Source organism: Halopseudomonas sp. L-58 (assembly GCF_056859475.1).
Window position 1 is genome coordinate 1 of record NZ_JBSXON010000063.1, and the last position, 5,823, is coordinate 5,823.

General features: G+C 53.8%; 4 protein-coding genes and 3 pseudogenes. 2 read left to right on the forward strand and 5 right to left on the reverse strand.

The window, feature by feature from the left end; translation table 11 throughout:
• Positions 1-420: 420 nt before the first annotated feature.
• Positions 421-602 (forward strand): annotated as a pseudogene (locus AC13EY_RS10245) (IS256 family transposase); the annotation flags it as partial.
• A gap of 243 nt (positions 603-845) precedes the next feature.
• On the opposite strand, the pseudogene AC13EY_RS10250 reads toward AC13EY_RS10245, so the two are convergent.
• A pseudogene (locus AC13EY_RS10250) lies at positions 846-1,118 on the reverse strand (signal peptidase II); the annotation flags it as partial.
• Positions 1,119-1,127: 9 nt separating this feature from the next.
• Positions 1,128-2,021: a cation efflux transmembrane domain-containing protein gene (locus AC13EY_RS10255; RefSeq protein ID WP_036991838.1), complete on the reverse strand. Its 894-nt coding sequence runs from the start codon at positions 2,019-2,021 to the stop codon at positions 1,128-1,130.
• 79 nt (positions 2,022-2,100) lie between these two features.
• Here AC13EY_RS10255 and cadR point away from each other — a divergent pair, with 79 nt between their 5' ends.
• Entirely contained in the window at positions 2,101-2,529 is a 429-nt protein-coding gene (cadR, locus tag AC13EY_RS10260; RefSeq protein WP_036991837.1) for a Cd(II)/Pb(II)-responsive transcriptional regulator, read from the forward strand.
• Positions 2,530-2,587: 58 nt separating this feature from the next.
• Here cadR and AC13EY_RS10265 read toward each other — a convergent pair.
• The 3 genes and pseudogenes from AC13EY_RS10265 to AC13EY_RS10275 form a co-directional block, all read right to left on the reverse strand.
• Positions 2,588-3,226 (reverse strand): annotated as a pseudogene (locus AC13EY_RS10265) (hypothetical protein); the annotation flags it as partial.
• A 102-nt stretch (positions 3,227-3,328) separates the two neighbouring features.
• A protein-coding gene (locus tag AC13EY_RS10270) for an IS3 family transposase (RefSeq protein WP_123891311.1) occupies positions 3,329-4,461 on the reverse strand; the annotation gives its coding sequence in 2 pieces (ribosomal slippage) (positions 3,329-4,221 and positions 4,221-4,461; 1,134 coding nt in all).
• 309 nt (positions 4,462-4,770) lie between these two features.
• Entirely contained in the window at positions 4,771-5,229 is a 459-nt protein-coding gene (locus AC13EY_RS10275; RefSeq protein ID WP_233048901.1) for a helix-turn-helix domain-containing protein, read from the reverse strand.
• Positions 5,230-5,823 lie beyond the last annotated feature (594 nt).

Consider the following 5,823-nt stretch of genomic DNA (forward strand, 5'->3'; position numbering starts at 1 on the left):
ACCAGCGACTGCTCGAACCCATCGGATATATACCGCCGGCAGAGGCTGAGGCAAACTACTATCGGCAACTAGCCAGTCAGGCTTCCAAGGTGGCGGCTTGACTTAAACCAAACAGCCTCCGCGAAACCCGGGGCGGTTCAAGCGGCATGGCGCCTCCGGCAAGCAAAGCCATCACCCTCGTTACAAGAGTCTTGTAGCGCATTCCCGTGGATAGGTCGAAGAGTAGCGCGCACTTATCACCCAATGCTCTCGCCTCCGAAATCAAGATCAATCCTGTGGCTCATGCTTTCTTGCTCCGCTCAATTCAATCCCATCACCCCATTCCTCGGGCTCACCAGGGTGGCAAAGTGAATGTTTCTGGACTCGACTCGGTGCGCCGCAAGCTGGGAGCTGCTGCTTCGTATTCAGCCAGCAAGACAATGGCGGCGTGGATGGGATAGGTTCATTCCGTTCCTTGTCTTCCCGCCTGCCATACGAAAGGTATTCTGGTTGGCGCTACGTAATATCACTGCCAACTGGGGTAGTGCGGCGCATGACTGGAAACCGCTATGACTCAGTTCGTGATCCTGTACGAAGATCGTTTCACCAAGCCAACCTGGTAAGTGAGGGCCTACCTGATGGCAGGCCATTAACAGCCCGAACACAAAAAATCTGACAGTCCCACTGAGGTGACCAAGTGGTTCAAGGCTTACATGGTCTGCTTTTCCTTCCGAAGCCGTGGAATGACATCTATCACCCGTATAAGCAGTAGGCTGCGATCAGCCCTGTCAGGAGGTCTCCCGCGGTGTCCTCTAAGGCTGTCGACTGGAAGAAAAGTACGACACTGGGCAACTCGGAAAGCATGTCAGATTGCCCATGGTGCCACCGAGGATAAGACGGTATGCAATGAATTCTCTTTTATGACGATTTTTAAAAAAGTAGCGCTGCCAGCCCCCACCATGCGCAAAAAGACTGAATGCGGCACGGGTGCTCCATAGATGCACCCAGTTAAAGAGCAGGATCACTTAAACAGATTCGCCCTAGACCATTGATTGCTGCACCAGCCACTTTACAGCCTGATCAGACGCTGCCAGCAGGCTTGATATGGGCAACAGGGCATACGGCGAGAGTTTTGCCAATGATGGGCATTACTTCAACGCCAGAATGCGCCTGGCACCGTTAAGTACAATGACCCCCGAGACTGTGCCGATAATCAGATCCGGATAATTGGATCCTGTCCAGGCAACCAAAGCTCCGGCAATGATAACCCCCAGGTTGATCACTACGTCATTGGCCGAGAATATCCAGCTTGCCTTCATGTGCGCCCCGCCCTCACGGTGCTTGGATATGAGCAGCAAACAACTGGTATTGGCAATCAATGCGACAAATGCGATAGCCATCATCACCAGCGATTCAGGCTCACTACCGAATACAAAGCGTCTCACCACCTCCACAAGTACGCCTATAGCCAGAATTAGCTGCAGCCAGCCTGCTAGATGCGCGGCGCGTACCTGCATTTTTACGCTATGCCCGACCGCATAAAGGGCAAGGCCATAGACGGCTGCATCTGCAAAATTGTCCAGGGATTCTCCAATCAGCCCGGTGGACTGGGCGATTAGACCGGCAGTCATTTCCACCCCGAACAGAAGTGCATTGATGCCGAGCAACCAACGCAGGGTCCTGGATTCTTGCTTAGCAGAAGCTGGCGAGAACTCAGCGGCCTTGATGGTCTCCGGATTTGCAGCGACGGTTTCCTGAAGCGAGGCTCCTAGCCTCAAGGTCTTCAGTTTCGAGGTGATGGGCTCGACTTCGCCGTCATGCACGACCTTGAGCCGGCGGTTCGACAAGTCGAAGGACAGCGCCCGAATCTCCTCAAAGCCGTCCAGGGCCAGGCGAATCATTCGCTCTTCTGATGGGCAGTCCATCTTCGGCACGGCATAAACGCTGACCCAGTTCCCTGACGCTTCGGAGGAGGCATGCATATTGCTATCCACTGCGGACGTTGCGTCACCGTCACAGGCGCTACCACAGGATTTTCTCATGCTACTATTCCACTTGACAAATGTTGTGGTACCATTTAAAACCATAAAGCCACTACAAGGTCAACAGGGGAGAAGGCTGATGCGTATTGGTCAGTTGGCGCAGCTGGTAGGGGTCGAAACGCAGACGATCCGCTTCTATGAACAGCAGGGCTTGTTGCCGCCGCCTGATCGGCAGAACAACGGTTATCGTGTCTATACCGAGAAGCATAGTGAGCGGCTTGCCTTCATCCGTCGCTGCAGAATCCTAGACCTGTCACTGGCTGAGATTCACGAACTACAGAGCTATCAAGACGAGCCTCATCAGCCTTGCACCGCCGTCAACGCCTTGCTCGATGATCACATCTCTCAAGTGCGGTCACAGATAACCGGTCTGCAAGCGCTTGAGAAACAACTCGTTTCATTAAGAGCGAGCTGCAACGATGATCGGGAAATTGAGGTTTGTGGGGTTCTTGCTGGAATTAGCGAAGGAAGTGTGCATCAGCAGGAGGTTGGAGCACTAACCAGATAATCCGATAAAATATCGGCTTGCTTCACTCTCTCTCTCATGCAAAGGTAAGATCAACCATTTAATCCGCGTACCCGGAAGAGCAAGTACTCTCTAACTCTCCCCCAGCCACAGCGGGCGGTGGTCCACCGTTGAACTGATATGGCCGTTGCAAGTTGTACCCTGGCATCAGAAACCGACTGATATCCTGCTGTGCCCGCGATGCACTCATGTAGCCCACGGTCAGCCCCATTCTGCTTCCAGACTGCGAAACAGCCGCTCCATTGGCGCATTGTCATGGCATAGGTACCCTGGTCCGAATGAACAGCACGTCCTGGGGTCGGTCACGCTGTTCGTACGCCATGTCCAGAGCCTTGATCACCAGATCGGCATCCGGCTTCGATGCAAACGCCCAACCCACCACCAGGCGTGCGTAAAAATTAATCACGGTAGCCAGGTAATACCAGCGACCTTGAACCCAGACATACGTGATGTCACCGTACCAATCCTCGTTCGGCGCCGATACGGTGAACTCCTTCTTCAACACGTTCAGGATATCCGGTCGCTCGACCGTCTCCTTTTTATAGGCGTGGGAACATGGTTGCTTGCTGACCAGCTTCATTTCACTCATCAGATTGCGCACCTTGAATAGCCCAATCTCTATACCGTGCTCTCGCATCATGAACATGATGCTTCGGCGGCCTGCCGCTGGATCTGAGCGTCGGCGCCGGTAGCCACTGGTGGGGGTTTGCTCGTCGCGTCAGCCTGCTGGAGGCTTGCGATTCAGGCGAAAGAACGGGTTCTACCCCGTTTCCACGGACGGTTATAAAACGGCTGTAAGTTTTCGATCCTGAGCAGCAACTCTACGTCGCATCCTGGGATTATGGAACAGCTCGATGTATTCAAATAGGTCAGCTCTTGCCTCGTCCTGCGTACGGTAACGCCGATGGTGTACCCGCTCTCGTTTCAGCATTCCGAAGAACCCCTCACAGGCGGCGTTGTCTCCACAATGGCCAACCGCGCTCATACTGCTGACCAAATCGTTACTGCCTAGGTATCGCTGGTAATCACCGCTGGTGAACTGACTGCCTCGGTCTGAATGCAATATCACCGGTGTTTTGCCCTGACGTTGCCAGACAGCCATTTGAACGGCTCTGATTACCATCTGCCGATCCTGCCTGTGGTGCATAGACCAGCCGACGATCAGCTTGCTGAACAAATCCAGGACCACGCAGAGAAATAGTTTTCCTTCCTGCGTGGAGATCTCCGTTATGTCAGTGACCCACTTGGTATCAGGTTCCAGTGCGGAGAAATCCCGTTCAAGATGATTCTGAATACCTTGTGGCCGATTTGATGCGCGTCCAAGGCGTCCTCGCTTCCTGCGGGGCCAACCCTGAATGCCGTGCTTAGCCATTAGCCTTGCAACCCGATTCAGGCTGGCTGCAACGCCTTCGGCAGCTAAGTCTTCGTGCATACGGGGCGACCCAAGCATTCCGCCACTGTCATCATGAATCTCTCTGATCCGCTGCAACAGACTCTCGTTCGCTGTTGCCCTGCTGGACTGCGGACGAGATGCCCAAGCGTAATAGCCGCTGGCCGATACCTTCAGGCAACGACACATAAGACGTATCGGGAAAAGACTGCGACAGTGTTGAATCGCCTGATACCTCAGGACGACTCCTTTGCAAAGAACACTGCCGCTTCGCGCAAAAAATCACGTTCCTTTTTTACCCGTGCCAGTTCGCGCTTCAAGTGCGCAAGCTCTTCGTCACGCGGCGTTCCCGAGCCCTTGAAGGCCTTGCTTGGCTCCCCTTCGGCTTCACGCGCCCACCGGGACAGCAGGTTGGGATTAATACCAATCTCTAAGGCCACCTGGCGGCAATTGGCACCTGGCTGGCGAGATAGCGCGATGGCTTCGCGCTTGAATTCGGGGCTGTATCTTCTGCGTTTGGACATGAACACTCCTTTGGCACATTGTGCCTCTTTTCAAAAGTGTCCGCAGTAACGGGGTAGAACCCCTGTGTAGCCTAGAAGAGTAAAGGTAGATCTGGACGCTGTAAGAAGAACTGTCACCGTCTCTATCAAGGCCTGTACGAACCATTGACGCACACTTTCCGTCGCCGCCATCTTAATGAAATCAGCAGGAAGGCCCCTCGGCTCATTACCGACATGGTTGACCGAATCCCCAAACACTCGGGAATTAGCATTAATTCGCAGGGTATTCTGCTCCGGTAGGTACCCAGGCGCACACCTGTAGCAGGCCGTTTAGCCATCTTTTGCCCAATACCTCTGCACAGTCCGAAGCCCCACACCCAGCTTTCGAACAATCTCATCCTTGCGCAGCCCTTCGCGCTGCATGCGCATGACTGCTTCACGAGTGGTATCCGCCTTCTGCCCTCGTATCCCCCTAAGCGCATCAACTTGAGCAATTGGCTCGAACCGTCCAGTGCTCAGCAACTCCCCAAGTCGTTTGTTACTCAGCACGATCTGCTCTTCGACGCTATGGCCAGATAGCCGCGCCTCAACAACCGTGAAAACGTCGCTGAGTGCCACGCCGAGTAGCTTACAGAGGGCGGCAAGCGTATCGATACGTGGGAGGGTCTGCCCATTCTCGACCTTGCTCAGGTTTGCAATGTGAAGTAGCTCGCCGCACTCAGTACGCGTCAATCCCGCCTGGAGCCTCACATCCCGTAGTACCTGCCCTAAAACCTTTGCGAACTCCATTTTTGCAACGCTCAAAATTGAGCATCAAACCAGCTTTGACGCGCCACATCGTTAGCGTATAAGCTAATGAAATGGCGAAACGAGCATATCAGAAAGCCTATCAATACATGCGGTTTGTAATCCTTGGCGAAAGGCAAGCAGGTGTGATGGCGGCCTAGCGGGCCTCCCAACGCGCTTTCAGCCGACGCAGTCAAGATCCTGCTCATGCCGCCTTGCAATGACACCACGCAAGCGTGGCGGTACATCAACTGAAAAAATACCTGAAGTGGAGACTCATAGTGGTGGCTAAAGCAGGGAATATAGATTTTGAGTTTAAGTCAGAACGAGCAGGTCTCTGGTGCCTGAACAAAAAAGGCAGCGAGCGCTGGATGAGCATCACGCTTGCGAGTACGGAGACTAATGAGGTTGTAAACACCATCGCTACAAATGACACGGAGATAATCAAGCGAATCCTTAGGGAAACGCTGCACAAATCAGCCCTCTGCCTGATTACGCAGCCCTGAGTATAATCACCAGACACTGCCACTACCTCAGCCAAGCCACCCGATGAAGCAGATCACCTTCGCCCAAGCCGAGCATCAGAACAAGAAAAAG

Excerpts from the sequence above, each read along its gene's own strand:
- AC13EY_RS10255 (WP_036991838.1), bottom strand. The coding sequence starts at position 2,021 with ATGAGAAAATCCTGTGGTAGCGCCTGTGACGGTGACGCAACGTCCGCA.
- cadR (WP_036991837.1), top strand. The coding sequence starts at position 2,101 with ATGCGTATTGGTCAGTTGGCGCAGCTGGTAGGGGTCGAAACGCAGACG.
- AC13EY_RS10275 (WP_233048901.1), bottom strand. The coding sequence starts at position 5,229 with ATGGAGTTCGCAAAGGTTTTAGGGCAGGTACTACGGGATGTGAGGCTC.